The 26,938-nt window shown below is 72.1% G+C and carries 29 protein-coding genes; 13 read left to right on the top strand and 16 right to left on the bottom strand.

All coding sequences use genetic code 11. From position 1 onward, the window contains the following. Positions 1–306: 306 nt before the first annotated feature. Positions 307–957 carry a hypothetical protein gene (locus OTB19_RS15170; RefSeq protein WP_267798707.1) on the top strand — a complete coding sequence of 217 codons (651 nt, stop codon included), beginning with the start codon at positions 307–309 and terminating at the stop codon, positions 955–957. A gap of 188 nt (positions 958–1,145) precedes the next feature. Here OTB19_RS15170 and bioD read toward each other — a convergent pair whose 3' ends face one another. From bioD to bioB, 3 genes are read right to left on the bottom strand one after another with little or no spacing between them, the layout of a single operon-like run. Continuing rightward, positions 1,146–1,865, bottom strand: a complete 720-nt coding sequence (bioD, locus tag OTB19_RS15165) for a dethiobiotin synthase (protein ID WP_267798706.1) — start codon at positions 1,863–1,865, stop codon at positions 1,146–1,148. Between the two features lie 5 nt (positions 1,866–1,870). After that, positions 1,871–3,205 (bottom strand): adenosylmethionine--8-amino-7-oxononanoate transaminase, encoded by a 1,335-nt coding sequence (locus tag OTB19_RS15160; protein WP_267798704.1) that lies wholly within the window; start codon positions 3,203–3,205, stop codon positions 1,871–1,873. Further along, positions 3,198–4,451 (bottom strand): biotin synthase BioB, encoded by a 1,254-nt coding sequence (bioB, locus tag OTB19_RS15155; protein ID WP_267798702.1) that lies wholly within the window; start codon positions 4,449–4,451, stop codon positions 3,198–3,200. The genes OTB19_RS15160 and bioB overlap by 8 nt, the downstream gene beginning before the upstream one ends. A 155-nt stretch (positions 4,452–4,606) precedes the next feature. On the opposite strand from bioB, the gene OTB19_RS15150 reads away from it, so the two are divergent. Further along, positions 4,607–5,779 carry an 8-amino-7-oxononanoate synthase gene (locus tag OTB19_RS15150; RefSeq protein WP_267798701.1) on the top strand — a complete coding sequence of 391 codons (1,173 nt, stop codon included), beginning with the start codon at positions 4,607–4,609 and terminating at the stop codon, positions 5,777–5,779. Between the two features lie 22 nt (positions 5,780–5,801). On the opposite strand, the gene OTB19_RS15145 is transcribed toward OTB19_RS15150, so the two are convergent. After that, a complete protein-coding gene (locus OTB19_RS15145; RefSeq protein WP_267798698.1) occupies positions 5,802–6,023 on the bottom strand; it encodes a DUF397 domain-containing protein in 222 nt (73 codons plus the stop codon). 13 nt (positions 6,024–6,036) lie between these two features. After that, complete coding sequence (locus tag OTB19_RS15140) at positions 6,037–6,918, bottom strand: helix-turn-helix domain-containing protein (protein ID WP_267798697.1); 882 nt, start codon at positions 6,916–6,918, stop codon at positions 6,037–6,039. A 197-nt stretch (positions 6,919–7,115) separates the two neighbouring features. On the opposite strand from OTB19_RS15140, the gene OTB19_RS15135 reads away from it, so the two are divergent. After that, on the top strand, positions 7,116–7,565 hold the full coding sequence (locus tag OTB19_RS15135) for an ATP-binding protein (RefSeq protein WP_267798695.1): 450 nt from the start codon (positions 7,116–7,118) through the stop codon (positions 7,563–7,565). Between the two features lie 72 nt (positions 7,566–7,637). On the opposite strand, the gene OTB19_RS15130 is transcribed toward OTB19_RS15135, so the two are convergent. Further along, positions 7,638–8,030 carry a VOC family protein gene (locus OTB19_RS15130; protein WP_267798693.1) on the bottom strand — a complete coding sequence of 131 codons (393 nt, stop codon included), beginning with the start codon at positions 8,028–8,030 and terminating at the stop codon, positions 7,638–7,640. A 305-nt stretch (positions 8,031–8,335) separates the two neighbouring features. Here OTB19_RS15130 and OTB19_RS15125 point away from each other — a divergent pair, with 305 nt between their 5' ends. The 7 genes from OTB19_RS15125 to OTB19_RS15095 all read left to right on the top strand — a co-directional run bounded on the left by OTB19_RS15125 (position 8,336) and on the right by OTB19_RS15095 (position 14,747). Next, positions 8,336–8,638 carry an urease subunit gamma gene (locus tag OTB19_RS15125; protein WP_053683293.1) on the top strand — a complete coding sequence of 101 codons (303 nt, stop codon included), beginning with the start codon at positions 8,336–8,338 and terminating at the stop codon, positions 8,636–8,638. A 14-nt stretch (positions 8,639–8,652) separates the two neighbouring features. Continuing rightward, positions 8,653–8,964, top strand: a complete 312-nt coding sequence (locus OTB19_RS15120; protein WP_267798692.1) for an urease subunit beta — start codon at positions 8,653–8,655, stop codon at positions 8,962–8,964. Continuing rightward, positions 8,957–10,678 carry an urease subunit alpha gene (locus OTB19_RS15115; RefSeq protein ID WP_267798690.1) on the top strand — a complete coding sequence of 574 codons (1,722 nt, stop codon included), beginning with the start codon at positions 8,957–8,959 and terminating at the stop codon, positions 10,676–10,678. Before OTB19_RS15120 ends, OTB19_RS15115 begins: the two co-directional genes overlap by 8 nt. 31 nt (positions 10,679–10,709) lie before the next feature. Further along, a complete protein-coding gene (locus OTB19_RS15110) occupies positions 10,710–11,384 on the top strand; it encodes an urease accessory protein UreF (RefSeq protein WP_267798688.1) in 675 nt (224 codons plus the stop codon). Between the two features lie 29 nt (positions 11,385–11,413). Then, entirely contained in the window at positions 11,414–12,103 is a 690-nt protein-coding gene (gene ureG / locus OTB19_RS15105) for an urease accessory protein UreG (protein WP_267798686.1), read from the top strand. Continuing rightward, on the top strand, positions 12,100–12,879 hold the full coding sequence (locus OTB19_RS15100; RefSeq protein ID WP_267798685.1) for an urease accessory protein UreD: 780 nt from the start codon (positions 12,100–12,102) through the stop codon (positions 12,877–12,879). The genes ureG and OTB19_RS15100 overlap by 4 nt, the downstream gene beginning before the upstream one ends. A gap of 194 nt (positions 12,880–13,073) precedes the next feature. Then, positions 13,074–14,747, top strand: a complete 1,674-nt coding sequence (locus OTB19_RS15095; RefSeq protein WP_267798684.1) for an alpha/beta hydrolase — start codon at positions 13,074–13,076, stop codon at positions 14,745–14,747. A 27-nt stretch (positions 14,748–14,774) separates the two neighbouring features. Here the strand turns inward: OTB19_RS15095 and OTB19_RS15090 are convergent, their stop codons facing one another. From OTB19_RS15090 to OTB19_RS15065, 6 genes are all read right to left on the bottom strand, one after another. Further along, positions 14,775–15,500 (bottom strand): lysophospholipid acyltransferase family protein, encoded by a 726-nt coding sequence (locus tag OTB19_RS15090; RefSeq protein WP_267798682.1) that lies wholly within the window; start codon positions 15,498–15,500, stop codon positions 14,775–14,777. Positions 15,501–15,655: 155 nt separating this feature from the next. Then, positions 15,656–15,814, bottom strand: a complete 159-nt coding sequence (locus OTB19_RS15085) for a hypothetical protein (RefSeq protein WP_267798681.1) — start codon at positions 15,812–15,814, stop codon at positions 15,656–15,658. Positions 15,815–15,846: 32 nt separating this feature from the next. After that, entirely contained in the window at positions 15,847–16,803 is a 957-nt protein-coding gene (locus tag OTB19_RS15080; RefSeq protein ID WP_267798679.1) for a cytochrome c oxidase assembly protein, read from the bottom strand. Positions 16,804–16,900: 97 nt separating this feature from the next. Further along, positions 16,901–17,929, bottom strand: a complete 1,029-nt coding sequence (locus OTB19_RS15075) for a 6-phosphofructokinase (RefSeq protein ID WP_267798677.1) — start codon at positions 17,927–17,929, stop codon at positions 16,901–16,903. 189 nt (positions 17,930–18,118) lie between these two features. Further along, positions 18,119–18,847, bottom strand: coding sequence for a type 1 glutamine amidotransferase (locus OTB19_RS15070; protein ID WP_053683312.1), 729 nt, complete (start codon positions 18,845–18,847; stop codon positions 18,119–18,121). 20 nt (positions 18,848–18,867) lie between these two features. Beyond that, positions 18,868–20,106, bottom strand: a complete 1,239-nt coding sequence (locus OTB19_RS15065) for a Mur ligase family protein (RefSeq protein ID WP_053683314.1) — start codon at positions 20,104–20,106, stop codon at positions 18,868–18,870. 123 nt (positions 20,107–20,229) lie between these two features. On the opposite strand from OTB19_RS15065, the gene def reads away from it, so the two are divergent. Beyond that, complete coding sequence (gene def, locus OTB19_RS15060) at positions 20,230–20,844, top strand: peptide deformylase (protein WP_267798674.1); 615 nt, start codon at positions 20,230–20,232, stop codon at positions 20,842–20,844. A 54-nt stretch (positions 20,845–20,898) separates the two neighbouring features. Here the strand turns inward: def and OTB19_RS15055 are convergent, their stop codons facing one another. Continuing rightward, positions 20,899–21,543: a TetR family transcriptional regulator gene (locus OTB19_RS15055; protein ID WP_267798673.1), complete on the bottom strand. Its 645-nt coding sequence runs from the start codon at positions 21,541–21,543 to the stop codon at positions 20,899–20,901. Between the two features lie 218 nt (positions 21,544–21,761). Between OTB19_RS15055 and OTB19_RS15050 the strand changes: the two genes are divergently transcribed. Beyond that, on the top strand, positions 21,762–22,991 hold the full coding sequence (locus OTB19_RS15050) for an acyl-CoA dehydrogenase family protein (protein WP_267798671.1): 1,230 nt from the start codon (positions 21,762–21,764) through the stop codon (positions 22,989–22,991). A gap of 78 nt (positions 22,992–23,069) precedes the next feature. On the opposite strand, the gene OTB19_RS15045 is transcribed toward OTB19_RS15050, so the two are convergent. Both OTB19_RS15045 and OTB19_RS15040 read right to left on the bottom strand, forming a co-directional pair. After that, the gene (locus OTB19_RS15045; protein ID WP_267798669.1) at positions 23,070–23,759 is read right to left on the bottom strand and encodes a hypothetical protein; all 690 of its coding nucleotides are present in this window, start codon (positions 23,757–23,759) and stop codon (positions 23,070–23,072) included. A gap of 67 nt (positions 23,760–23,826) precedes the next feature. Continuing rightward, complete coding sequence (locus OTB19_RS15040) at positions 23,827–24,264, bottom strand: SRPBCC family protein (protein ID WP_267798668.1); 438 nt, start codon at positions 24,262–24,264, stop codon at positions 23,827–23,829. Positions 24,265–24,420: 156 nt separating this feature from the next. On the opposite strand from OTB19_RS15040, the gene OTB19_RS15035 reads away from it, so the two are divergent. Continuing rightward, entirely contained in the window at positions 24,421–24,606 is a 186-nt protein-coding gene (locus tag OTB19_RS15035) for a DUF5999 family protein (RefSeq protein ID WP_053683322.1), read from the top strand. Positions 24,607–24,747: 141 nt separating this feature from the next. Here the strand turns inward: OTB19_RS15035 and OTB19_RS15030 are convergent, their stop codons facing one another. Then, a complete protein-coding gene (locus OTB19_RS15030; RefSeq protein WP_267798667.1) occupies positions 24,748–26,772 on the bottom strand; it encodes an ATP-binding protein in 2,025 nt (674 codons plus the stop codon). Positions 26,773–26,938: the final 166 nt, after the last annotated feature.

The raw sequence follows: 26,938 nt of genomic DNA, 5'->3' as shown, positions 1-26,938 counted from the left end.
GCTGGTGCGGGTGCCCTGCCGGGCTGTTCCCCGCCTCGGGGGGCCGCGAAACCGCGTGGGCGCACAGTCGTCCGGGGGGAGCACGGCCGGGTCCGGGTCTACGGGCAGCCGGGAGGGTCACCGCACACCCGGCGGTGCGCGGTCGAGGCGGAGGGCCCGCGGATGGTGCGCGCGCTCGGGGAGGGAGCGGAGTCCGCGGTGTGCGCCTCCAGGGGCCCCCATCCGGTCCAGGCGAAGGCAGGCGATAATCGGTTGTTCGCCTCGGTCGTCGGGGCCTGACGCTCCCTCCGGGGATGTGGAGACGTCTTGACCTCTCGAATGACCTGGATGGCAGGGGTGTTGCTCGTCGCGGTGCTGCCGGCGCTGACGGCCTGCGGCACCACCAAGGCGGGGAGCGCCGGGAACACGACGCCGACCGCGGCGGGTTCACCCGACCCGGTCGCGTCCGGATTGGCCCGCCACGACCGGCTCTTCCCCGACGTGGCCGCGCGATGCGCGCAGAAGGCGGCCGAGGCGTCGGCCGACCCGCAGGACGGCGGCACGAACGGCGGCGCGAACGACGGTGCGAGCGGCGGGGAGTCGTCGCGGGAACTGCCGATGGACCCCGAGGCACGCAAGTACGCGGAGAACCACGCGTACAAGACGCAAGACACCCTCTCGGCCGAGAGTCGGTGCCGAGCCGACGCCCACGGCGCCCGGATCAAGGCGGCGCTGACCGGCGCCGGCAAGGCGGCCCCGCGCGGCGACGCGGAACTGGCCGCGTCCCTGAAGGAACTCGGCTACTCCGTCACCGGCAACGAGGTGTACCGGAGCGGGGGAGCGCTGGGGTTCTCGCTGTTCATCCCGGAAGCCGGCCCGTGCGTGACGGGACGGTGGACGGCCGGCGGCGGCCTCACGGTGGAGGGGCACGGGGTGTACATGGAGGGCGGCTGCCTGGAGCCGAAGGGCGGGCACTGACCCGAACGCCCGCCGGGTGCCAGTCCCGCACCTCGCCCGAGCGACGCCCCCCGCGCCCGACGGGAGCCTGCCGGCTCATCCCCGCAGACTCCCGCGCGACCGGCACCGCGGACTCCCGCGCGACCGGCAGCGCGGACTCCCGCGCGACCGGCAGCGCGGACTCCCGTGCGACCGGCGCGGGTCGGCGGTCAGGGCTGCCAGGCCCGCAGGAACTCCGTTTCCGACCAGGTGCCGTGGAGCATCGGCCCCAGCCACGTGGGGGCCGCCGTACGGAAGTCGGCCGGGGCCAACGCGCCCGAACCCTGCGGGACGGCGCCCATCAGCGGGACACCCGCGGACTTCGGCAGGTCGGCGAGGTTGCACCGCGAGGCCAGATCCGGGGCGGCGGGCCAACTGCCGACCACCACGCCCCACGGGGTCAACGACCGGGCCCGCAGGGCCTCGGCCGTGAGGGTGGTGGCGTTCAGCGTGCCGAGCCCCGCCGGGGCGACGATCAGCACGGGGGCGTCGAGCAGGCGGGCCACGTCGGCCAGGGTGTTGCCCTCCTCGTCGAAGCGGACCAGGAGCCCGCCCGCCCCCTCGACCAGGACCAGGTCGTGGGAGAGGTCGAGCCGGTGCGCGGCCTCGGCGACGGCTCGGGGCGAGACCGGGGCCAGCCCCGAGCGCCGGGCCGCCGTGTCGGGCGCCAGGGGTTCGGGATAGCGGGCCAGTTCCTCGGCGGTCACGGACGAACCGGCCAGCCGCGCGACTTCCGCCGCGTCGCCCGGTTCGTCCGGTCCGACGCCGGTCTGGGCCGGTTTGAGCACCGCCACGGTCAGGCCTGCGGCCGTCGCGGCCGTCGCGATGGCGGCGGTCGTCACCGTCTTGCCGATTTCCGTACCGGTGCCGGAGATCATCAGGATCGTCATGTGGGTCAGCCCTCCCGGGCCGCTGCGCACACCGCACGGCAGATGCGCGCCACGTCGGCGTCGCCCGTCACGAACGGAGGCATCGTGTAGATCAGATCGCGGAACGGGCGCAGCCAGACCCCTTCCCGGACGGCCGCCCGGGTGGCGGCGGCCATGTCCACGGGGTGGTCGAGCTGGATCACGCCGATCGCGCCGAGGACTCGCACGTCGCGTACACCGGGCAGGGCCCTGGCCGGTTCCAGGCCCGCCAGGAGACCGGCTTCGAGACGCTTGATCTCCCGTTGCCAGGCCTGGCTCAGCAGCAGGTCGATCGAGGCGTTCGCCACCGCCGTCGCGAGCGGGTTGCCCATGAACGTCGGCCCGTGCGCCAGAACGGGCACCTCGCCGCGGGAGATCCCGTCGGCCACCCGCTCGGTGCAGAGCGTCGCGGAGAGGGTGAGGTATCCGCCGGTCAGGGCCTTGCCCAGGCACATCACATCCGGGGTGATCCCCGCGTGTTCCGCCGCGAACAGCGCGCCCGTACGACCGAAGCCGGTGGCGATCTCGTCCAGGACGAGAAGGACGTCGTACTCGTCGCACAGGTCCCGGAGCGCGGCGACGTAGCCCGGGTTGTGGAACTGCATGCCGCCCGCGCCCTGGACCACGGGCTCCACGATCACGGCCGCCAGCTCGTCGGCGTGCGCCGCGATCAGGGAGCGCAGGTGGGCCACGTACGAGGGGTCCACCGGCACGTCGAACCCGGCCGGAGGGGCGTCCGCGAACAGTTGCCGCGGCAGCTGCCCCGACCACAGCTCGTGCATCCCGCCCTCGGGGTCGCAGACGGCCATCGGCTGCCAGGTGTCACCGTGGTAGCCGCCGCGCCAGGTGAGCAGGCGGGTCTTGCCGGGCCGGCCGACGGAGCGCCAGTACTGGAGGCACATCTTCACGGCGACCTCGACGGAGACCGAACCCGAGTCGGCCAGGAACACGTGCTCCAGGCCGGCCGGGGTGATCTCGACGAGCCTCGTCGCGAGGCGGACGGCGGGCTCGTGGGTGAGCCCGCCGAACATGACGTGCGACATCCGACCCAACTGGGCGGTCACGGCCTCGTTCAGCACCGGGTGGTTGTAGCCGTGGACGGCCGACCACCAGGAGGACATCCCGTCGACCAGCTCCTCGTGCCCCTGGGAGGGGGCGGCGAGACGCAGCCGGACGCCCGACGCGGAGGAGACGACCAGCGGATCCTGCTTGCCGGGCATCGGGCCGTACGGGTGCCAGACGTGCTGCCGGTCCAGCGCGACCAGGTCGGCGGCCGGCAGCGCGTCCCGCGGATCAGGCAGTGGGAGGTGCTGATCAGGCATTGGGGGCGATGTCCGTCCCCGCGCCACGTCGACGCACCGACACCAGGTCCGAGCGCACCTCACCGGGCTCGACCCGGGCGCGGGAGGCGGCCGCCGGCTCGGCGTGCCCCGAGCAACCACCGCACGCCGAACCGCAGCCCGCCGCCTCGGCGGAGCCCGCGGCGTCGGACGGGCCGCAGAGCGAGGCGCCGCCGCCGTGCGAACCGCAGCCTCCGGCCGCGGCGGGCGCGGCCGCCGCGTCGGCGCGGTGCGTGGGCAGGGTCGTCGTACCGGCGCCCTCCACCTCGAAACCGGCGTCCGCGATCATGTCCAGGTCGGCCTGACCGGCCTGGCCCTCACTGGTCAGGTAGTCGCCGAGGAAGATCGAGTTGACCAGGTGCAGGGCCAGCGGCTGCATCGAGCGCAGGTGCACCTCGCGCCCGCCCGCGAGCCGGACCTCGACGTCGGGGCAGACGAACCGCACCATCGCCAGGATCCGGAGGCAGCGCTGCGGGGTGAGGTTCCACTCCTTGGCCAGCGGCGTGCCCTCGAAGGGGATCAGGAAGTTGACCGGCACCGAGTCCGGGTCCAGCGCGCGCAGCGAGTAGACGACGTCGACGAGGTCCTCGTCGCTCTCGCCCATGCCCGCGATCAGGCCGGAGCAGGCGGACAGGCCGGCGGCGTGCGCCTTCTGCACCGTGTCGACGCGGTCCGCGTAGGTGTGGGTCTTGGTGATCTGCCCGTACGTGGCCTCGGAGGTGTTGAGGTTGTGGTTGTAGGCATCCGCACCCGCGTCCTTCAGACGCTCCGCCTGACCGTCCGAGAGCAGACCCAGGCAGGCACAGACCTCGATGCCCTCGTTCTGCTCCTTGATCGCCTCGATCGTCTTGCCGACCCGGTCCACGTCACGGTCCGTCGGACCGCGCCCGCTCGCCACCAGACAGACCCGCTTGGCCCCGCCCGCGACGCCGGCCGCGGCGGCCTGGGAGGCCTCCTCCGGTTTCAGCCACGTGTACTTGAGGATCTCCGCCTTCGAACCCAGGCGCTGGGAACAGTACGAGCAGTCCTCCGGGCAGAGGCCCGACTTCAGGTTGACCAGGTAGTTCAGCTTCACTCGACGGCCGAACCACTGGCGGCGTACCTTGCCGGCCGCGGTCACCACGTCGAGCAGTTCGTCGTCCGAGGTCGCCAGTACGGCGAGCGCCTCTTCGCGGGTCGGCAGCTCGCGCCGCAGCCCCTTGTCCACCAGGGTGTTCAGCAGGTCCATGACGCTGATCCTGGCCCACACCGGCACTCCCGGCCAAGGAGAGATCAGACAACATGGCCAGATCGGAGTGTGTGGATCGCCACATCTACCCCTCGAGCGGCGACGGCTAGGGTCGAGCAGATCTGTCGACAGCCGACAAAACGCGAGGACCGCCGATGACCGAGCACACCCCGGAGCCCGAGGACGTCTTCGCCTGGATCGACGGCGAGGAGCAGGCGCGTGAGCAGGCAGGACTGGTGCGGACGCTGCGCCCGAGGCCGTCCGACTCGCCGCTCATGGACCTCGCGGGCAACGACTACCTGGGTCTCTCCCGGCATCCCGAGACGATCCGCGGCGCCCAGGAGGCGGCCGAGCGGTGGGGCGGGGGAGCCACTGGATCGCGCCTGGTGACGGGCACGACCGAGCTTCATGCCCGGCTCGAGCGGGAACTGGCGGCCTTCTGCGGGTTCGAGGCGGCGCTGGTCCTCTCCTCCGGGTACGCGGCCAACCTGGCGGCCGTCACCGCCCTCAGCGACCGGGACACGCTCGTCGTCTCCGACGCGGGGAACCACGCCTCGATCGTCGACGGCTGCCGCCTCTCACGGGCCCGGATCGCGGTCACCCCGCACGGCGGCCCGGACATCGCGCGCAAGACGCTCGCAGGGCACGAGGGCCGTGCCCTGCTGGTCAGCGACTCGGTCTTCTCCGTGGACGGGGACGCCGCGCCGCTCCTCGCGTACGCGGCGGCCTGCCGCGACGAGGGCGCGGCGCTGGTCGTGGACGACGCCCACGGGCTCGGTGTCCTGGGCGCCGGAGGCCGGGGCGCGTTGCACGCCCTCGGCCTGGCGGGCGCGCCCGGCGTGGTCGCGACGATGACCCTGTCGAAGTCCCTCGGCAGCCAGGGCGGGGTGGTGCTCGGCCCGGCGAAGGTGATCCGACACCTGATCAACACGGCCCGGACCTTCATCTTCGACACCGGGTTGGCGCCGGCCGCCGCCGGTGCGGCGCTCGCGAGCCTGCGTCTGCTCCAGCGGGAACCGGAGCGCGCGGACCGGGTGCGGCAGGTGGCCGCCGCGTTGTACGGGCGGCTCACCGCGTCCGGCCTGGCCGCGGCCAGGCCGGACGCGGCCGTGGTGTCGGTGCGGGCCCCGTCGGCCTCGGCGGCACTGCGCTGGGCCGCCGACTGCCGTGAGGAGGGTCTGTCCGTGGGGTGCTTCCGGCCGCCGTCCGTACCGGACGGCATCTCCCGGCTGCGGCTGACCGCCCGGGCGAATCTCACGGGGGAGGAGATCGACCGGGCCGTCGGGGTGATCCTTCGTACCGCTCCCGCCGGAGCCACGGACCGCTGAGGCGGGGCGATCCGTACGGGCGTCAGGCGTGAGCGTCCGTCCGTACGGATGCGAGGAAGCCCTGCCAGGCCGGCCCGGTGAAGAGCACGGCCGGGCCGTCCGTCCGTTTGGAGTCACGGACGGCCAGCAGGCCGCCACGGAGGACGGCCGCTTCCACGCAGTTGTTCATCCCGGTGCTGCGGCTGCTCCGCCGCCACCGCGCGCTGATCAGAAGTCCGCTGGTGGATAAGGGGGTTGCGGACACGGGGGGTGCCTCCTTACGCGTCGTCAGCGATGGAGCTGATGAGATCCGACGAGTCCTGGGGCGGGAGGGCGTGCGCCTGGATGGTGCGGAACGCGGCGCTGTACGCCTCTAGGTCTTCCTTCCGCTCCAGATAGAGGCTACTCGTCAGATGGTCGAGGACCACCACATCCAGATCGGCGATGTTCGGAAATGAGAAGATGACGAACGGTCCGGTGAGGCCGAGATGACCCCCCACGCTGAACGGCAGTACCTGGAGCCGCACTTGGGGCAACAGGGCCACCTCCACCAGGTGCCGCAACTGCTCCTCCATCACCCCCGGCCCCCCGATCTGGCGCCGCAGCACCGCCTCGTCCAGCACGGCGCTCAGCTGGAGCGGCGGATCGGCCCGCAGCACCGACTGTCGGGCCAGCCGTACGTCGACCAGCGCGTCCACCTTCGGCTCCGGCAACCCGCCCAGAGCCGCCCTGGTCACGGCGCGCGCGTACCCCGGCGTCTGCAACAGACCCGGAACCACGGAGAGTTCCACCGTCCGCGCTGCGCGGGCGCCTGCCTCCAGGCTGATGAAGTCCCGGTACTCCTGCGGCAGCAGCCCCCGGTAGTCGTGCCACCACTGCCGGCCGCGCGCGGCGTCGCCCGCGCCCGAGCCCGCCGCCGAGGCCCCGAGGGCCTCCAAGAGGGCCCGCTGCTGGGCGCTGACCACATCGCCGTAGGCGTCGAGCAACAGCCGGATGTCCGCTGTCTTCGCGCCACTGCGACCCGTCTCGATGCGGCTGATTTTCGACTGGTGCCATCCCACGATCCGGGCCGCCTCACCACTGGTGAGTCCGGACCGGTCACGGAGCGCACGCAGTTCCTCGCCGAGCTTGCGTCGGCGCACCGCGGGACCGTGCTGCATACCCGCTCTCCTTCCACCGGCACAGCTCGCGCCAGTCTGCCGTCCAAATACGCTCTTCCGTAGCAGAGTTCACCGCATTGAGCGACAGATATATGCATATCTTGGGAGAACGGCAGAAACGGCGGCACGATGGGTGACACTCTGGCGCTCAGCGTAGATCCGGGACGGTTACGCCCCGGTGGGAAAGGGACGTCGCCATGGCAGATCACCAGGAAGCATCCGTCACCCTGCCGAGCGACCCGGCCTCGGTCGCCGCTGCCCGCCGGTACGTCGCGGAAGTACTCGGTGAATGGGGATTGCCCGACGAATCCGAGACCGCCGACACCGTGCGACTGATCGTCTCGGAACTCGCGACCAACGCGGTCCAGCACACGCGCGGCCAGTCGCCCACGTTCACCGTCGACGTCCGGCTGGAGCGCGGTGAATGGCTGCGCGTCGGGGTGACCGACAGTCACCCGCGCCATCCCCGGCGGCTCCCCGCGGCGGTCCAGCAGGACAACGGGCGGGGCATGGTCATCATCCGTTGGCTGGCCGCCGAGGCGGGCGGGCGGCTGTCGGTCACCCCGACCGAGGACGGCGGCAAGACCGTGTGGATCGCGCTGCCGTGGACCGCGGTGGCCGCGGCGAAGGCTCCCACCGGCTGTTGACGCGATCGGCCCGCGGGTCGGGGAGGCGAGGAGCCGAAGGGCTCCGCCGGCAGGCCCCTTCCGCGACCCGACTCAGGCGCCGGCGCGCTCCTCGGCGCTGCGCTCGATGCACAGTTCGTTCCCCTCGGGGTCGGCGAGCACGACCCAGCCGAGCACCCCGTCCTCGTCCCGCCGGTCGTCCACGATCCGCGCCCCGAGCCCGGTCAGCCGCGTGACGGTCTCGTCGCGCGTCCCGGTGGGCGGCTGGATGTCCAGGTGGACCCGGTTCTTCACGGACTTGGCGTCCGGCACGCGGATGAACAACAGGCCCGGGACGCCGGGCTGTCCCGGCTCCAGCAGGATCTCTTCGTCGCCCTCCACGTCGTCCGGATGGATCGGGTAACCGGTCACGGCCGACCAGAACTCGGCGATCTTGTAGGGGTCGACCGCGTCGAAGGTGATGTGGCGGACAGGGTTGAGAAACATGACTCTCCTCGTAGGAAGCTTCCGTATACGGAACCTGGCGGAGGCGCCGCGCCGGGCGAACCGGGTGCCTCCACGAAACGTGCGTTAACGCGGCGGAAAACTACGGACCCTAGCGTGGGCGTCCGCGGTCTTCCGTCAATGATCACCCATGCGCCGGCAAAGCGACGGTGATCGGAACGGAAAGCCTCCCTCTGCGTTGGACAAGACACGCTTGGCATGGAAATGCCCAGGTCAACAAAGTGTTGACGGCCGATAGGGTCGCGTCGGCGCGGCGTTGATCTTGTCCTGGAAGCATGGTGATACGAGTGCAATTGACACCGCACGAGCAGGAGAGACTACTCATCCACGTGGCGGCGGACGTGGCCGAGAAGCGCAGGGCGCGCGGGGTGCGCCTCAACCACCCTGAGGCGGTGGCCCTCATCACCTCGCACATCCTCGAAGGCGCCCGCGACGGGCGGACGGTGGCCGAGCTGATGGCCTCCGGACGCACCGTGCTGGCGCGCGAGGAGGTCATGGAGGGGATCCCCGAGATGATCCACGACGTGCAGGTCGAGGCGACCTTCCCGGACGGCACCAAGCTCGTCACTGTCCACGACCCGATCGTCTGAGGAGGAGCCCCCGCATGATCCCCGGCGAAATCCGCTTCGGGGACGGTCCGGTGCGCCTCAACGAGGGCCGCCCCGTCACCCGTCTCACCGTGCTCAACGCCGCCGACCGACCCGTTCAGGTCGGTTCGCACTACCACTTCGCCGAGGTCAATCCGGGCCTCGACTTCGACCGCCGTGCCGCGCGCGGGCTCCGCCTCAACATCGCCGCCGGTACCGCGGTCCGCTTCGAGCCGGGCATCCCGGTCGCGGTGGAACTCGTACCGCTGGGCGGGCTGCGGACCGTGCCGGGGCTGCGCGGGGAGACCGGGGGACCCCTCGATGGCTGAGCTGTCACGCCAGGTGTACGCCGACCTGTTCGGGCCGACGGCGGGTGACCGGATCCGGCTCGCCGACACCGACCTCTTCGTCGAGATCGAAGAGGACCTGAGCGGCGGACCCGGACGCTCCGGTGACGAGGCCGTGTTCGGCGGCGGCAAGGTCATCCGCGAGTCCATGGGCCAGGCGCGCACCACGCGCGCCGAGGGCGCCCCCGACACGGTGATCACCGGCGTCGTCGTCCTCGACCACTGGGGCATCGTCAAGGCCGACCTGGGCATCCGCGACGGCCGGATCTGCGGCATTGGCAAGGCCGGCAACCCCGACACCATGGACGGGGTGGACCCCGCCCTCGTCATCGGCCCCGAGACCGAGATCATCGCGGGCAACGGGAAGATCCTCACGGCCGGCGCCATCGACGCCCACGTGCACTTCATCTCCCCGACGGTCATCGACGAGGCCCTCGCCTCCGGCATCACCACCCTCGTCGGCGGCGGAACCGGGCCCGCCGAGGGCTCCAAGGCCACCACCGTCACGCCCGGACCCTGGCACCTGGCGCGGATGTTCGCGGCGCTGGAGGCCTACCCCGTCAACATCGGCCTGCTCGGCAAGGGCAACACCATGTCCCGCGAGGGCATGTACTCCCAACTGCGCGGCGGCGCCCTGGGGTTCAAGATCCACGAGGACTGGGGTGCGACCCCCGCCGCCATCGACGCCTGCCTCGGAGTCTGTGAGGAGACCGGCGCCCAGGTGGCCATCCACACCGACACGCTCAACGAGGCCGGATTCGTTGCGGACACCCTCGCCGCGATCGCCGGCCGCACCATCCACTCCTACCACACCGAGGGCGCGGGCGGCGGGCACGCACCCGACATCATCACCGTGGTGTCCGAGTCGAACGTACTGCCCAGCTCCACCAACCCGACCCGGCCGCACACCGTGAACACCGTCGAGGAACACCTCGACATGCTCATGGTCTGCCACCACCTCAACCCGGCGGTGCCCGAGGACCTCGCCTTCGCCGAATCGAGAATCAGACCCTCGACCATCGCCGCCGAGGACGTCCTGCACGACCTCGGGGCCATCTCCATCATCTCCTCCGACTCCCAGGCCATGGGCCGCGTCGGCGAGGTGATCATGCGCACCTGGCAGACCGCCCACGTGATGAAGAAGCGGCGGGGATTCCTGCCCGGCGACGGACCGGCCGACAACCATCGCGCCCGCCGCTACGTCGCCAAGTACACGATCAACCCGGCCGTCGCCCAGGGCCTCGCCCGCGAGATCGGCTCGGTGGAACCCGGCAAGCTGGCCGACCTGGTGCTGTGGCAGCCGGCCTTCTTCGGGGTCAAGCCCGAACTGGTCATCAAGGGCGGCCAGATCGCCTACGCGCAGATGGGCGACGCCAACGCCTCCATCCCCACCCCCCAGCCGGTGCTGCCCCGCCCCATGTTCGGCCATCTCGGGCGGGCCCCGGGCTTGAACTCCCTGAACTTCACCGCGCAGGCCGCGCTGGACGACGGCCTGCCCGAACGGCTCGGACTCGACAAGCGGTTCACGGCCATCGAGAGCACCCGCAAGGTCACGAAGACCGACATGCGCAACAACGACGCCATGCCGAGGGTCGAGGTGGACGCCGACACCTTCACCGTCAGCATCGACGGGGAGGTCGTGGAGCCGGCGCCCGCGACCGAACTGCCCATGGCCCAGCGATACTTCCTCTTCTGATGCGCACCCGCACGACCGGGGGCCGCACCCGATGAGCCTCGCCGCACTGCTCGTCCTCGCGGACGGCCGCTTCCCCGCCGGAGGGCACGCCCACTCCGGCGGGGCGGAGGCCGCCTGCAAGGCGGGCCGGATCCACGACGCAGCCACCCTCGCCGACTTCTGCCGGGGCCGGCTGCACACCTCCGGGCTCGTCGCCGCCGGACTCGCGGCGGCCGCCGCCCTCGGACTCGACCCCGCCGAACTCGACGCCGCCGCCGACGCACGCACCCCCTCGCCCGCGCTGCGCACCGCCGCGCGCCGACTCGGCAGGCAACTGCTGCGGGCCGCCCGCGCGACCTGGCCGGCCGGCGAACTGGACGCCCTGGCCGCCGCCTTCCCGCGCGGCGCCCACCAGCCCGTGGTCCTCGGCGTCACCGCGCGGGCGGCCGGACTCGGGCCGTCGGACGCCGCGCACGTGGCGGTGTACGAGAGCGTCAGCGGACCCGCCACCGCGACCGTGCGCCTGCTCGGCCTCGACCCCTTCGAGGCGAGCGCCGTACTGGCCCGACTCGCACCCGAGCTGGACGCCGTGTCCGCGCGGGCCACCGAGGCGGCCCTGCTCGCCCGCGACGAGGGAACGGGCGTACTGCCCGCCGCCTCCTCGCCGCTGCTGGACATCTCGGCCCAGGTCCATGCCGCCTGGCCGGTACGGCTCTTCGCGTCCTGAACAGCCTCCCCACACCCCCAGGAGAACCCGTGCACCTCGACCACGCCGTGACCTACCCCCACCGCCACACCCACGGTGCCGACCCCGTCCGCGGGGACGGCACCCGCCGCGCCCTGCGCCTCGGCCTCGGCGGCCCCGTCGGCTCCGGCAAGACCGCCACCGTCGCCGCGCTGTGCCGGGCGCTGCGCGCGGAACTGTCCATGGCCGTCGTCACCAACGACATCTACACCCGCGAGGACGCCGAGTTCCTGCTCCGCGAGGCCGTCCTGCCGCCCGAGCGGATCACCGCCGTCGAGACGGGCGCCTGCCCGCACACCGCCATCCGCGACGACATCTCCGCCAACCTGGAAGCCGTGGAGGAACTGGAGGAGACCGTCGGCCCGCTCGACCTGATCCTCGTCGAGTCCGGGGGCGACAACCTCACCGCCACCTTCTCCCGAGGCCTGGTCGACGCCCAGATCTTCGTCATCGACGTGGCCGGAGGCGACGACATCCCGCGCAAGGGCGGCCCCGGGGTCACCACCGCCGACCTGCTCATCGTCAACAAGACCGACCTCGCCCCCCACGTCGGTTCCGACCTGGAGCGGATGGCCCGGGACGCCGCCGAACAACGCGGTGAACTCCCCGTCGCCTTCCAGTCCCTGCGCGGGCCCGAGGGAGTGGCCCCGGTGGCCGACTGGGTGCGCGGGCGGATCGCCGCCTGGACGGCCGTACGGTGACCGGCGCCCCGGCGGTACCCGCCCTCGGGCTGCGCGCCACCGCCCGGATCGGCGCCGTCGCCGACGGGCGCGGCGGCACCGCGCTGCCCCTGCTGGCCGGGGAGGGTCCGCTCGCGCTGCGCCGGGTACGGGGCGAGGCCGCCGAGGCCGAGGTGATGCTGGTCGGCGCCATGAGCGCCCCGCTCGGCGGTGACCACCTCACCGTCGAGGCGACCGCCGGACCGGGCGCCCGGCTCGGCCTCCGCTCGGCGGCGGCGACCCTCGCGCTGCCCGGCCGGGGCGGGGAACCCGCACGGTACGACGTACGACTGACCCTCGCCGAGGAGGCGCGGGTGCGGTGGCTGCCCGAGCCGCTCGTCTCCGTGCGCGGCAGCGACCTGCGGGTCACCACCCGCGTCGAACTGGCCCCCACCGCACGACTGCTGCTGCGCGAGGAGCAGGTGCTCGGCCGCAGCGGGGAGGTCCCGGGCCTGCTGCGCAGCCGGCTGACCGTCGACCGGGGAGGCCGGCCGCTGCTGGATCAGGAGGTGGCCTGCGGACCGGGAGCACCCGGCGGCTGGGACGGTCCGGCCGGGCTCGCGGGCCACCGCGCGCTGGGGCAACTGCTCGTGGTGGACCCGCGGTTCGCGCAGGCGCCGCCCGCCGCCGCCGTGCTCGGCGAGTTCGCGGTGGCGACCGCGCTGCCCGGGCCGGCCGTGTTGGTGACGGCCCTCGCCCCGGACGCGCTCCGGCTGCGGGAACTCCTCGACGCGGCCTGCGCGACGTACGGCTGGTGACGGGAGGGCAGAGCCGGGGCGAACCGGACACCGCTCAGCGGTACACGCCTTTCCGGTTATCGGGTTGGCAAAGAACCGACCCGCGCTCTGTTGCCCGGTGCCGGTCAGGCGAAAGGATCCCCCTGCACGCCGACGACCGAAACAGACCGAACCCGGCCGCCCACGGCGGCACATGACGCAGGGGGAACAACCACGTGATACGCACCGCGGCGCTGGGCAGCGCCGCCACACTGATCACCGGAACGCTGGCGGCGAGCCTGCTGCTGGCGCCGTCCGCGACGGCGGCCACCGCCGGCCGCGACGGCGGCGGGGCCGCCGAGGCGATCGGCGTCCAGATCGCCGCCGCCCGCGCCGCCCGCACGGGGATCGAGTGGAAGGACTGTCCCGCCGACTGGGGCTTCGAGAAGCCGATCCAGTGCGGCTGGGTCAAGGTCCCGCTCGACTACACCAAGCCGTTCGGCAAGACCATCGAGCTCGCGGTCGACCGGATCGGCAGCACCGGCACCAAGGAGGAGCGCCAGGGCGCCCTCGTCTACAACCCCGGCGGCCCCGGCGGTTCCGGCATGCGCTTCCCGCGCCGGGTCACCACCAAGAGCCCGCTGTGGGTCAACACCTCCAAGGCGTACGACTTCGTGGGCTTCGACCCCCGCGGCGTCGGCCACTCCGCGCCGATCTCCTGCATCGACCCGCAGGAGTTCGTCAAGGCCCCCAAGGCCGACCCGGTCCCGTCCAACGAGGCCGACAAGCGCGCCCAGCGCAAGCTCGCCGCCGAGTACGCGGACGGCTGCAAGGAGCGCAGCGGCGAGATGCTGCCGCACATGACCACGCCGAACACCGCGCGCGACCTGGACGTCATCCGGGCCGCCCTCGGCGAGAAGAAGCTGAACTACCTCGGCGTCTCCTACGGCACCTACCTCGGCGGGGTCTACGCGACCCTGTTCCCGAACCACGTGCGCCGCATGATCGTCGACAGCGTCGTCGACCCGGACGTCGACAACATCTGGTACGAGGCCAACCTCGGCCAGGACGTGGCCTTCCAGACCCGGTGGAACGACTGGCAGGACTGGGTCGCCAAGAACGACTCCGTCTTCCACATCGGCAACACCCGGGCCAAGGTCGAGGCGAAGTACCAGGAGCTGCGCGCCGCCGCCAAGGCGAACCCGATCGGCGGGGTCGTCGGCCCGGCCGAGCTCATCGGCTTCTTCCAGGGCGCCCCGTACTACGACTCCTCCTGGGTGCCCGTCGCCCAGACCTGGAGCAAGTACATCGCCGGTGACACCCAGGCACTGGTCGACGCGATCGCCCCGGACATGTCCGACCTCGCGGGCAACGCGGCGTCCGAGAACAGCAACGCCGTCTACACCGCGGTCGAGTGCGCCGACGCCAAGTGGCCGACCAGCTGGGCCAAGTGGGACCGGGACAACACCAAGCTCCACAAGAAGTACCCGTTCCTGACCTGGTCCAACGCGTGGATGAACCTCCCCTGCGCGACCTGGAAGTCCAAGCAGAGCAACCCGATCGAGGTCGGTGCGGGCGCCAAGCGCGGTCTGCCGCCGGTCCTCATCGTCCAGTCCGAGCGTGACGCGGCCACCCCGTACGAGGGTGCGGTCTCCCTGCACCGTCGCCTCGGCGGCTCGCGCCTGATCACCGAGCAGAACGCGGGCTCGCACGGTGTCACCAGCCTGGTGAACCCCTGCATCAACACCCGCGTGGACACCTACCTGCTCACCGGCAAGGTCGACGCCAAGGACGTGAAGTGCGGACCGCACGCCACGCCCGTCGCCCCGGCCCCGGCCACCGCGAAGTCCCTCGCCAAGACCCCGGGCGCCGACTTCCCGGCGCGTGAGGAGCTCCCCGCCGTCCGCTAGCCCCAAGCGGTGACGGCGGTTCCACGATCACGGAGAAGGCCTGGCGCGTCCTGCGCGCCGGGCCTTCTTCCGTGCTTCCTCCTCCTCGGCCTTCACCTCGCCGGCGTACCGGTCGACGTACTCCTGGCCGGAGAGGCCCAGCACCGCGTACATGATCTCGTCGGTGGCGGCCCGCAGGACGGCGCGCTCGGACTCCAGTCCGGCGTACCGCGAGAACTCCATCGGCTCACCGAAGCGGATCGTGACCCGCCGGATCTTCGGGATCTTCTGCCCGGGCGGCTGGATCTCGAAGGTGCCGACCATCGCGCAGGGCACCACCGGCACCCCGGCACCCAGTGCCATCGCGGCCACCCCGACCTTGCCCTTGTAGAGCCGTCCGTCGTGCGAGCGGGTGCCCTCCGGGTAGATGCCCAGCAGCTCGCCCTTGGCCAGCACCCCGAGGCCCTCGCGCAGCGCCGCCTGTCCGGCGTCCTTCCCGGAGCGGTCCACCGGGATCTGCCCGGCGCTGCGGAAGAAGGCGGCGATCAGCCGGCCCTTGAGCCCGGGGCCCGTGAAGTACTCGGCCTTCGCGAGGAAGGTGATGCGCCGCTTCAGGATCGCGGGCATCAGGAAGTGGTCCGAGAAGGAGAGGTGGTTGCCCGCGATGATCGCGGCGCCCTCCGCGGGGATGTTCTCCAGCCCCTCGATCCGCGGTCTGAACAGCAACCTCAGCAGCGGACCGAGGAACACGTGCTTGAGCAAGTGGTAGAACACCAGGCCGCTCCCGTCGATGCCCCGTTGTCACCGCCATGGTACGGACAGTCAGCCCTGAGGCAGAGGGGGCGGGAGGGCGGAGCTTCGACGGGGGCGACGGGCAGCACGCCGGCGCGGCTCCGGACGGGCGCGCCGCGCAGGGGCGGCCGCGGGGCTCAGGCGCTGCGGGAGGCGGCCATGGCGACGGTCAGCAGCCCCAGCACCACCCAGGCGAACCACAGCCAGCCGTTGCTGCCGAGGGTGGCGGAATAGGTGCCGATCGCCACCAGGGCGGCGAAGGTCATGACGGCCATCGTCTTCACGGATCCGGTCATGCCCCATGGTGGCGCCAGAAGTCGCGATCGCGCTACCGGCCACGCGCCTGGAGCGACGCGAGATACGAGTTGTACGCCTCCAGCTCCTGGTCACCGTTGCGGTCCTCCGCCCGGTCGGACCGCTTCGCGGCCCGCTGCTCGGAGTGGTACCACTGATAGACCAGGGCGATCAGCACGAGTACGGACGGGATCTCGCTGAAGGCCCAGGCGATGCCGCCGCCCCACTGCTGGTCGAGCAGCGCGTCGATGCCGAGGGAGGCCGGCGGGTCCGCGTACGTCTTGATCATCGGCTCGCTCGCCATCATCAGGGCGATGCCGAAGAAGGCGTGGAAGGGCATGCCGGAGAAGAGCTCCAGCATGCGCATCACGTAGCCGGGGCGGTGCGGACCCGGGTCCACGCCCATGATCGGCCAGAAGAAGATCACGCCGACGGCGAGGAAGTGCACCATCATCGCGATGTGCCCGGTCCTGGACTCCATCAGGAAGTCGAAGAGCGGCGTGAAGTACAGCCCGTAGAGGCTGGCGATGAACATCGGGATGGTGAAGGCGGGGTGCGTGATCACCTTCATGTAGCGGCTGTGCAGGAGCATCAGCAGCAGCTCGCGCGGTCCCTTGGTGCCGCGCGGGGCCGGCGGCAGCGCGCGCAGCGCCAGCGTCATCGGGGCGCCCAGCAGCAGCAGGATCGGGGTGATCATGCTGATCACCATGTGCTGGACCATGTGCACGCTGAACATGACCATGCCGTAGTCGTTGAGCTTGGTGCACATCACCAGGATCACGGTCAGCACGCCGACGCCGAAGGCGATCGTGCGGCCCAACGGCCAGTCGTCCCCGCGCCGCCGCAGTCGAAGCACCCCCCACCCGTACAGGGCGAGACCCAGCAGCGATCCGAACAGGAAGAAGGCGTCGAAGGAGAACTCCAGACCCCGTCCGAGAGTGAAGGGCGGCAGGTCCATGTTCATGTCCATGCCGTGCCCGCTGTGATCCATCTGTTCACTCCCTCGACCCGTGATGCCCCACCACAGTAGTGCCGCCCCCGAACGCCGAAGCGTCCGGGGGCGGTGTCGTGTCAGAAGGGGGGAAACATCACAGAACGGTCTGCGCCTCTTCGTAGCGCTCGGCCGGGACCGTCTTGAGGGTCTGCACGGCCTCCGCGAGCGGCACCATCACGATGTCGGTGCCGCGCAGGGCGGTCAGCATGCCGAACTCGCCCCGGTGCGCCGCCTCCACCGCGTGCCAGCCGAAGCGGGTGGCGAGGACCCGGTCGTACGCGGTGGGCGTGCCGCCGCGCTGGACGTGACCCAGGATCACCGGACGGGCCTCCTTGCCGAGGCGCTGCTCCAGCTCCACGGCCAGCCGGTTGCCGATCCCGGCGAACCGCTCGTGGCCGTAGATGTCGGTGCCGCCGGCCTCGATGGCCATCGACCCGCCCTCGGCGGGCTTCGCGCCCTCGGCGACCACGACGATCGCGAACCGCTTGCCGGCGGAGAACCGCTCGCCGACGATCGCGGTCAGCTCGTCGATGTCGAAGGGACGCTCCGGGACGACGATCGCGTGCGCGCCGGCGGCCATGCCCGAGTGCAGGGCGATCCATCCGGTGTGCCGACCCATGACCTCGACGACCATCACGCGCTGGTGGGACTCGGCGGTGGTCTTCAGCCGGTCCAGGGCCTCGGTGGCCACGCCGACGGCGGTGTCGAAGCCGAAGGTGACGTCGGTCGACGCGATGTCGTTGTCGATGGTCTTCGGGACGCCGACGATCGGCAGACCACCCTGCGACAGCAGGTTCGCGGCCTTCAGGGTGCCCTCGCCGCCGATCGGGATGACGGCGTCCAGGCCGAGGTCCGCGAGGTGACCGCGGGCTCGCTCCACACCGTCGCGCAGGTGCGCGGGCTGGACCCGGGAGGAGCCGAGGATCGTGCCGCCGCGCGCCAGGATGCCGCTTACGGCGTCGAGGTCGAGCTTGCGGTAGTCGCACTCCAGGAGGCCGCGCCAGCCGTCGAGGAAGCCGATCACCTCGTCGCCGTGGTCGACGACGGCGCGGTGCACGACGGAGCGGATGACGGCATTGAGGCCGGGGCAGTCGCCTCCGGAAGTGAGCACACCAATGCGCATGGCAGGAAGAACCTTTGCAACGTGGGCCGACGACCGGACCACGTCGTCCGGTTGGAACTACCTGTCACCCTACAAGCGGATCCCCGATGGACTGCACCATCCTCCACATGCTGGGCGGACCCGTGGTGCGAACGCACGTCGGCCCGGACCCCCTGGGGAATCCGGGCCGTACGGGACGTGGCGCGCGGGTTACGCGGGCTGCGTGGCCGCCGCGATGCGCTCGTTGCGCAGCGCCTCGTACCAGCGGTCGTCTATGGCCGGCAGCGCGTTCACGTCGAGGGCCAGCTTGAGCAGCAGGTCCGCGATCAGCGGGTTGCGGGCCATCACCGGACCGTGCATGTACGTGCCGAAGACGGTGTCGTTGTACGCGCCCTCCGTGCCGTCTCCGGAGCCGTTGCCGCGACCCAGCCGGGTGCGGGCGAAGGGCTTGGCGGAGGGGCCGAGGTGGGTGACGCCCTGGTGGTTCTCGAAGCCCGTCAGCGGGGGCAGGCCCAGCCGCGGGTCGATGTCCGCGAGGACGTCGCCGACGCACCGCTCGCCCTCGCCGCGCACGGTGACCACGTCCAGCAGACCGAGGCCCTGCTGGCGCTCGCCCATGTCGTTGACGAACTCGGTGCCGAGGATCTGGTACCCGGCGCAGACCGAGAAGACGATCGCCCCGTTCGAGACGGCGCGCTCCAGACCGCCGTCGCGCACCAGGCGCTCCGCGGCCAGGCGCTGCGGGCGGTCCTCACCGCCGCCGATCAGGTAGATGTCGCCCGAGGTGGGGATGGGCTGGTCGCTGCGCACGTCCACGCGCTGCACGTCCAGGCCGCGCTGGCGCGCCCGGCGCTCCACCACGAGGGCGTTGCCCTGGTCTCCGTACGTGCTGAGCAGGTCGGGGTAGACCCAGACCAGACGCAGGCTGTTGTCGCTCATGCTCTTGTCCTCTGTGGGTACTAGTTGCCGACGCGGCGGCGCACGTCCTGGAAGGCGGTGTAGTTGGCGATCAGCTCGATCTGTCCGGGCGGAGCCAACTGGACGGCCTCGTCGAGGGTCTCGCAGACACGGAAGTCCAGGCCCGCGACCTCCAGGCGGACCGCGAGGTCCAGCTTGCGGTCGCCGATCACGAAGATCGGGTGACCGGCCAGCCGCGGATAGTCGACGTCCCACAGCCAGGAGGTGTCGGTGCCGTCGGCGCCGCGCGCGTTCACCGACAGGATCACCGGGGTGGGCGGCGGGTCGATCAGCGAGAACGTCTCCAGCCAGCCGGCCGGGTTCTTGGCGAGCAGCAGCCGCAGCTCGCGGCCCATGAAGTTGACCACGTCGTAGCGGCCGGCCACGGCCTGCACCTGGTACATCCGCTCCAGCGCGACCTGCGGCGGGACGCCGAACACGGCGGCCACGGCGGCCGAGGTGGCGGCGTTCGCCTTGTTGGCGCGGCCGGGCAGCTGGAGGTGGATCGGCCAGGCGCTGCCGTGCGGGTCGAGCACGTGGTCACCGGAGAGCACCCAGCTGGGGGTGGGACGCCGGAAGCCGCACTCGCCGCAGAACCAGTCGTCGCCCGGGCGCTGCATGACGCCACCACAGGAGGGGCACGACCAGGCGTCGTCCTTCCACTCCTGGCCGGCGGCCACCCACACCACGTTCTGCGAGGACGAGGCCGACCACACGATCAGCGGGTCGTCGCAGTTCGCCACGATGACGGCCTTGGAGCCCGAGAGCCCCTCGCGCCACTTCTCCGCGAGCATGCGCGTCTCGGCGGCGCGGTCCAGCTGGTCGCGGGAGAGGTTCAGCAGGGCGATCACCTTGGGCGTGACGTCCCGGGCCACTCCGGCCAGGTACTTCTCGTCGACCTCGATGACGCCGTACTTGGCGTCCGAGCCGCCGGCGAGCGCCGAGGTGATGCCGGCCGGCATGTTCGCGCCGAGCGCGTTCGAGACGACCGGACCGCTGGCCCGCAGGGCCTCCGCGATCAGTCGGGTCGTCGTGGTCTTGCCGTTCGTCGCGGAGACGAGGACGACATCGAGATGCTGCGCCAGCGCGCCGAGGAGATCGGGGTCGAGCCTGAGTGCGACCTTGCCACCGATCACCGATCCGCTTCCGCGTCCCGCGGCCCGCGACACCGCCGCCGCGGCCTTGCCCGCCGTCACGGCCAGCTTGGCCCGCGGCGAAAGCGGCTCTGTGTTGCCTGCCATCGTCCCTTGTCCTCCTTGCGTCGGTCGGCCCCAGCCTATCCAGTACCTGCCGGAGCCTTGACCGCGGCGCCCCCGGGACGTCGCGGATCTCCTCATATATTCGCCCGTCGTACCCTTACCGCCATGCGACAGCGCCCCATTCCCGGCACCACCGGACACGTCCGCACCATGAGCCTGCTGGGCGATCCGGTGCTCCACTCGGCCTGCGCGGAGGTCACCGAATTCGGACCGCCGCTCCACCGGCTGATCGAGGACATGTTCGCGACGATGTACGCCGCCGAGGGCGTCGGCCTCGCGGCCAACCAGATCGGCGTAGGGCGGCGGGTGTTCGTGTACGACTGCCCCGACGACGAGGACGTCCGCCATGTCGGACACATCGTCAACCCCCGGCTGGTCACGGCCGACGGGGACGGGTTCCGCGGCCCCGAGGGCTGCCTCTCGCTGCCCGGCCTGGAGGCCGGCACGGTCCGCTTCGACCACGCGGTCGTCGAGGGGTTCACCTCCGCCGGCGCGCCCGTGCGGATCGAGGGGACCGGGTTCTTCGCGCGCTGTCTCCAGCACGAGTGCGACCACCTCGACGGCACGGTCTACGCGGCCCGGGTCACCGGGTTGCGGCGACGCCGGCTGCTGCGGGCGATCCGCCGGACGCCGTGGGGCGCGCGGGGAATCGCCCGGCTGGGCGAGCGGGGCCGACCTGCGGATCGGGCGCATCAGGGCGAGGAGCAGGGCCGGGGTTAGCTCCGGCCCGGTCCGGTCGGCGGCCCGCCCGGCGGCGGGCGGCCGCCCGGCGGGTCAGAAGCCGGGGCCGTCCGCCCGGTTGCCCGCGATCGCCAGCCGACCCCACAGCAGGTCGGTAAGGGCTGTGACCAACTCCGCCCGCTCGCAGGGGCGTTCGCCGAGCCACCAGTCCCCGGCGGCGTGCATCATGCCGACGATGCCGTGGCCCCAGACCCGGGCGAGGCGCTCGCCGCCGGGGCCGAGGTCGACGCGTTCGCCGATGACCTGGGCCAGTTCCTCGCCCAGGCGGCGCAGCAGGGGGGCCGAGTGGAGGCCGACGTCGAAGCCCCGCTCGGCGGAGTGCGAGTCCTCGGCGGGGTGCATCAGGAAGCGGTACACCTGCGGGCGGGCCTCGATCGCGACGAGGTAGGTGTCCAGGGTGGCCTCGACCCGGCGGCGGCGCTCGGCCGGGGCGTCGAGCGCGGCCCGCAGCGAGTCGAGCAGTGCGTCGGTGTGTCGCACGGCGAGGGCCTGGTAGAGCCCCGCCTTGTCGCCGAAGTGCCGGTAGAGGATGGGCTTGGTGATGCCCGCCTCGGCCGCGATGGCGTTCATGGAGGCCTTCGGGCCGTCCCTGAGCACGACCCGGTCGGCGGCTTCGAGCAACTCCCGTCGCCGGCGCTCGGCCGCTCCCGGTTCGCCGGCCTGCTGAGTGGTCTCCATGACGTGTTTCTCTCCCCGCCCTTGCGATGTGCGTGACGCCCACGCAACGTAACACCCCACACACCCCGTCGATCGACTCGACGGCCGCCGTCCGGGCCGAACATGCCGCGCTTGACACTGCTTACCCGTCGGTAACAGACTGTGGCCCGCAATGTGGTTACCGCTGGTAACTGCCCCGGGTGGGCAACCGTACGTGCACGAGAACAGCTGGAGGGGACATGGCGGAGTTCACCATGGAGCTCAACGACGACCAGAAGCAGGTGCGGGACTGGATCCACGGCTTCGCAGCCGACGTGATCCGGCCCGCCGCCGCGGAATGGGACGAGCGCGAAGAGACTCCGTGGCCCGTCATCCAGGAGGCCGCGAAGCTCGGCATCTACTCCGTCGACTTCTACGCGCAGCAGTTCTTCGACCCGACCGGTCTCGGCATCCCGATGGCGATGGAAGAGCTCTTCTGGGGTGACGCGGGCATCGCGCTGTCCATCGTCGGCACCGGCCTGGCCGCCATCGGAGTCGTGGCCAACGGCACCGAGGAGCAGATCGGCACCTGGATCCCGCAGATGTACGGCGACCAGAACGACGTGAAGGTCGCGGCCTTCTGCTCCTCCGAGCCGGACGCGGGATCGGACGTCGGGGCGATGCGCACCCGCGCCGTCTACGACGAGGCCAAGGACGAGTGGGTGCTCAACGGCACCAAGACCTGGGCGACCAACGGCGGCATAGCCAACGTCCACATCGTCGTCGCCGTGGTCGACCCCGAGCTCGGCACCAAGGGGCACGCCTCCTTCATCGTGCCGCCGAACACCCCCGGGCTCGCGCAGGGCCAGAAGTTCAAGAAGCACGGCATCCGCGCCTCGCACACCGCCGAGGTGGTCTTGGAGGACTGCCGCATCCCCGGATCCTGCCTCCTCGGCGGCAAGGAGAAGCTCGACGAGCGGCTCGCCCGTGCCCGCGAGCGGGCCAGGGCCGGCGGCGGCGAGCGCGTGAAGAACGCCGCCATGGCCACCTTCGAGGCCTCCCGCCCGGCCGTGGGCGCGATGGCCGTGGGCACGGCCCGCGCGGCCTACGAAGTGGCCCTGGACTACGCCAAGACCCGGACCCAGTTCGGTCGGCCGATCATCGACAACCAGGGTGTGGCGTTCCAACTCGCCGACATGCGGACGCAGATCGACGCGGCCCGGCTGATGGTGTGGCGGGCCTCCTGGATGGCGATCGCGGGCAAGCCCTTCACCGCCGCGGAGGGGTCCATGTCGAAGCTGTTCGCGAGCGAGGTCGCCAAGAAGGTCACCGCCCAGGCGGTCCAGATCCTCGGCGGCAACGGGTTCACCCGTGAATACCCCGTGGAGCGCATGCACCGTGACAGCGCCATCTATACGATCTTCGAGGGCACGAGTGAGATCCAGCGCCTGGTGATCGCCCGGACGATCTCGGGGATGCCGATCCGCTAGGCAGCGCCTCACCGGGAACGTCCGTGCCCCCGCCGGCCCTTGGCCCGCGGGGGCACGGTCACATCGGTCGGACGCCGGTCAGCCGGTGGCCACGGCGATGACGATGAGCGTCGCGTAGAAGGCCAGGGACAGGGCCATCGGCACCGAGACGACCAGCGCCTGCGGGCGCCGACGCAACTGCTTGCCCGGGTCCAGCGCCGGGCGGAAACCGCCCTGCGGGGCCGCGAGCCCGGCGAACGTCGACCTCGGGCCGAGGTTGCGCAGCACCGTGATCGGCGTGAGCAGCAGGGACATCGGCCCCCACCAGCCCTGCCAGAGCGTCTTCGCGGACATGTCCCGGACGGTCGCGGTCCCGCAGTCACGGCAGAACGGCCCCTGCACGCTCAGCGAGCGCATCATCAGCACCATGCCCTGGTGGCCCCGGACGGTCGCCTGCGCCGCCGGCTGCGCCCCGCACAGCCGGCAGCCGTGGCCGCCCTGCTGCGGTGCCTGGTGGCCCACGTGGGGGGAGGGGGCGCCCTGCGGGGGCACGCCCGCGGCGAACGGGTTCCCGTGGCCGGCGGGCTGCTGCGGGGCGCCGGCGCCCGGCTGCTGCTGCGCGTACGGGTTGCCGTGCCCCGCCGGCTGCTGCGGCGGCTGGGCCGGCTGGGCGTACGGGTTCCCCTGGCCGGGCTGCTGGGCGTACGGGTTTCCCTGGCCGGGCCGGCCCGCGTACGGGTTGTGCGGGTGCTGCGGGACCGAGCCCTGCTGCGGTGGTGGAGTGGCCACGATGGTCCCCTTGAAGAAGTCGGTTCGGTCACCTGGGGCGGTGATCAAGGCACCCTAGCGGGATTCATCATGTCCCCAACAACCGGTCGAGGGCCCGGCCGAAGAGGAAGCGGCCCGCCGCCGCGACGAGCGGGTCGAAGGGGCGGCCCAGCCCGCGCAGGCTCAGTTCCTCGCGCCAGTGGACCTGTGCTCCGGAGGGGAAGTGGGGACGCACCTCGATCTCCGCCCAGCCCCGGACCACACGACCGTGTTTCACCAGGCGCACCAGCCCCGCGGCGGCGCCGGCCGGAGGTGTCCAGAGGGTGACTTCCATGGGGTCGTCGAATGTGAGCCTTCCCACGCCCGTCCGGGCCGTGAACAGCGTTCCGACGTGCGTCGGCGGCGCCGTCTCGACGGTCGTCCGGGTGAAGGGGACCTGTGCGCCGTGGCGCTCCCAGTCCGTCAGTCGCAGCCACGCCTCGGCGGGCTGGAGGGTCGTCGTGCGAACGATCCGGATAGCGGGCATGAGCGCATCGTAATCGGGCATACACACCTTGAACTGGACCCCGAATACGGGTTCCGCCGAGGGGTGGCGATCAGCAATACTCACCGCCACCGTGGATCGCGGATTCGACCGGGTGACCACCGGCCCTCCCGCCCCACTCTGCGAGGAGGTGCGCCGATGTGCTCCCACCAGCCCCCCTGCCCGACCGCCGACAGCGCCGATCACGACGCCGCCCACACCGTGGCCTTCCACCCCGAACAGGGCTGGAGCCTGCTGTGCAACGGCGCCGTGGTCTTCGACGACACCGGTGAACTGCTCCCCGACGGCCGCACGGTGGAACCCCGCCGACCGGCCCTTGTTTGAGCGAGGAGGCAGCATGCGCCAGCAGCTGATCCGCAAGCCCGTCCCCAAGCCCGCACCCCGAGACCTGGACCTCCGTACACCGTCGGGCAGACCCCTCCCGTACTGACGGGAGCCCCGGAGTCACGTGCCACCGGCTGAGGGTCAGTCGGTGGCCGCCGCCGTGCCGCCCAGGAACGCCGTCTCGAAGGCCGCGTCCCCGATCGCCGCGCGGGCCCGCCGCTCGCCCTCGTCCCGCAGGGCCGTCAGCGCGGGCGAACCCCCCATCTGAGGCCGCCCCACCGTGCGCCACCAGGCGTGTCCGGTGCCCAGCAGCCGCGCCGCCAGCTCTCCGTCGCCCAAGCCGGCCACCGCCGCCGCGAACAGGTCCAGGCCGAGCGCGATCCCGAACCGGTCGCCCAGCAGTCGCTTGCCCGACAGCATGGCCCGGACGTGGCGGGCCGCCTCCCCGTGGTGCCCGAGCCCCAGCGCCGACATGGCCAGGATGTAGTCCGCGTAGGCGCGCAACCAGCGCTCGCCCAGTTCCGCGCACGCCTCGCGCAGCCCCCGCGCCTCCTCGGCGGCCTCCTCGAAGCGCTCCAGGTCGCACAGCGCGAAGCCGGTGGCGAGCCGGCACAGCAGCCAGCCCGGACCACTGGAACGCCCGCCGTGCCCCGCCCGGGCCCGGGGGCCGGCCAGTACGAGGGCCTTCACCGAGTCCCCGGGCATCATCACCGCCACCGCGTGCAGGTAGGCGGCCCGCAACTCGCGCTCGGGATCGGCCAGTCGGTCCGCCGAGCGGGTGCATTCCTCGCCGAGCCCGCGGGCCGCGTCCAGGTCGCCCTGGAGCATCACCGTCAGCCCGAGCGCCCACAGCGCCTGCGTGTACGTGGCGCCCGTGCGCGGGCCCGAGCGCAGGGACCGCTCAAGGAAGGCGCGGCCCTCGTGGACGTGCCCGCACGCGAACCAGAAGAACCAGAGCGCCCCGGCCATCTCCTGGGCGGCGGCCGGCTCGGACCCCAGCAACTGTTCGAGCGCCGTGCGCAGTTGCGGGTGCTCGGCGGTCATCCTGCGGTACCAGTCCACCTGCCCGGGCCCCAGCCACCCCCGGTCGGCGGCCTGGGCGAGCGCGAGGTACCAGTGGGCGTGCCGGTCGGCGACCGCGCGCACCTCGCCCAGCTCCGTCAGCCAGTCGTGTCCGTACTCGCGGATCGTGTCCAGCATTCGGTAGCGGGTCCCCGCTCCGCGTTCCTCGGTGCGCCGGACCACGGACTTGGCCGCGAGGCCCGCCAGGACCCGCTCCACCCGGGAGGCAGGGAGCGGGCCGCCCGCGCACACCGCCCGGGCGGCGGCCACGTCGAAGTCCCCGGTGAACACCGAAAGGCGTGCCCACAGCAGGCGTTCCACCGGCTCGCACAGCTCGTGGCTCCAGCCGATCGTGGTCCGCATCGTCCGGTGCCGGGGGAGCAGGGTGTCGTCGGTGTCGGTCAGCACGTCGAACCGGGCGCCCAGTCGCTGTGCCATCTGTTCGAGGGTCCACGACCGCAGCCGCGCGCCCGCCAGTTCGAGCGCGAGGGGGATCCCGTCGAGCCGGCGGCACACCTCGGCGGCGATCGCCGACCGCGCGGGGTCCTCGAAGGCGGCGGCGGCCGGTGGGGACGCGGCGACGGCCCGCCGGCGGAAGAGGGTGAGGGCGTCGCTGTCCGGCCCGTCGAAGGGCAGTGGCCGTACCTCGACGAGCTGTTCCCCGGGGCTGCCGAGCGGTTCGCGGGAGGTGGTCAACACCGTCAGGTCCGGTGCGGATTGCAGGAGTTCCCCCACGAGGTGCCGGCAGGCCGCGATCAGGTGCTCGCAGGTGTCGAGGACCAGGAGGAGCTTCTTGTCCGCCATCCAGGCGCACAGCTCCTCGTCCAGCGACCGGGCCGAGTGGTCCGCGAGGCCGACGGTGTGCGCCACCGTCGCGGTGAGCAGGTCGGGGTCGCGCAACGGCGAGAGTTCGACCCACCAGACCCCGTCGGGTCGTTCGGGCCCGCACGCGGCGGCGGCCCGCCGGGCGAGCCGGGTCTTGCCGACCCCGCCCACCCCGGTCAGGGTGATCAGTCGCCGGCTCGGCAACAGCTGCTCAAGCTGGGCGAGTTCACGCTCCCGTCCGACGAATCCCGCCGACTCCGGCGGCAGGTTTCCCGACACCGGGCCAGAGTCCGGCCCGGGGCGGCCGCCTGCGGAAACTGGCTGACTGTTGTGGAACGAGTACGCACCGAACACGGATGTATTGTGCGTGATCCCGTGTGGTGGCAGGGGCGTTCGGGTCAGATCGCCGCATCTTCCCCCGTGCGAGGCGCAGCGGCGCGGGCCC

The organism is Streptomyces sp. H27-H5 (genome assembly GCF_026627505.1).
Lineage (GTDB): Bacteria > Actinomycetota > Actinomycetes > Streptomycetales > Streptomycetaceae > Streptomyces.
The sequence above is the reverse complement of the archived record's forward strand: the minus strand, read 5'-3'. Positions and strand labels throughout refer to the sequence as shown.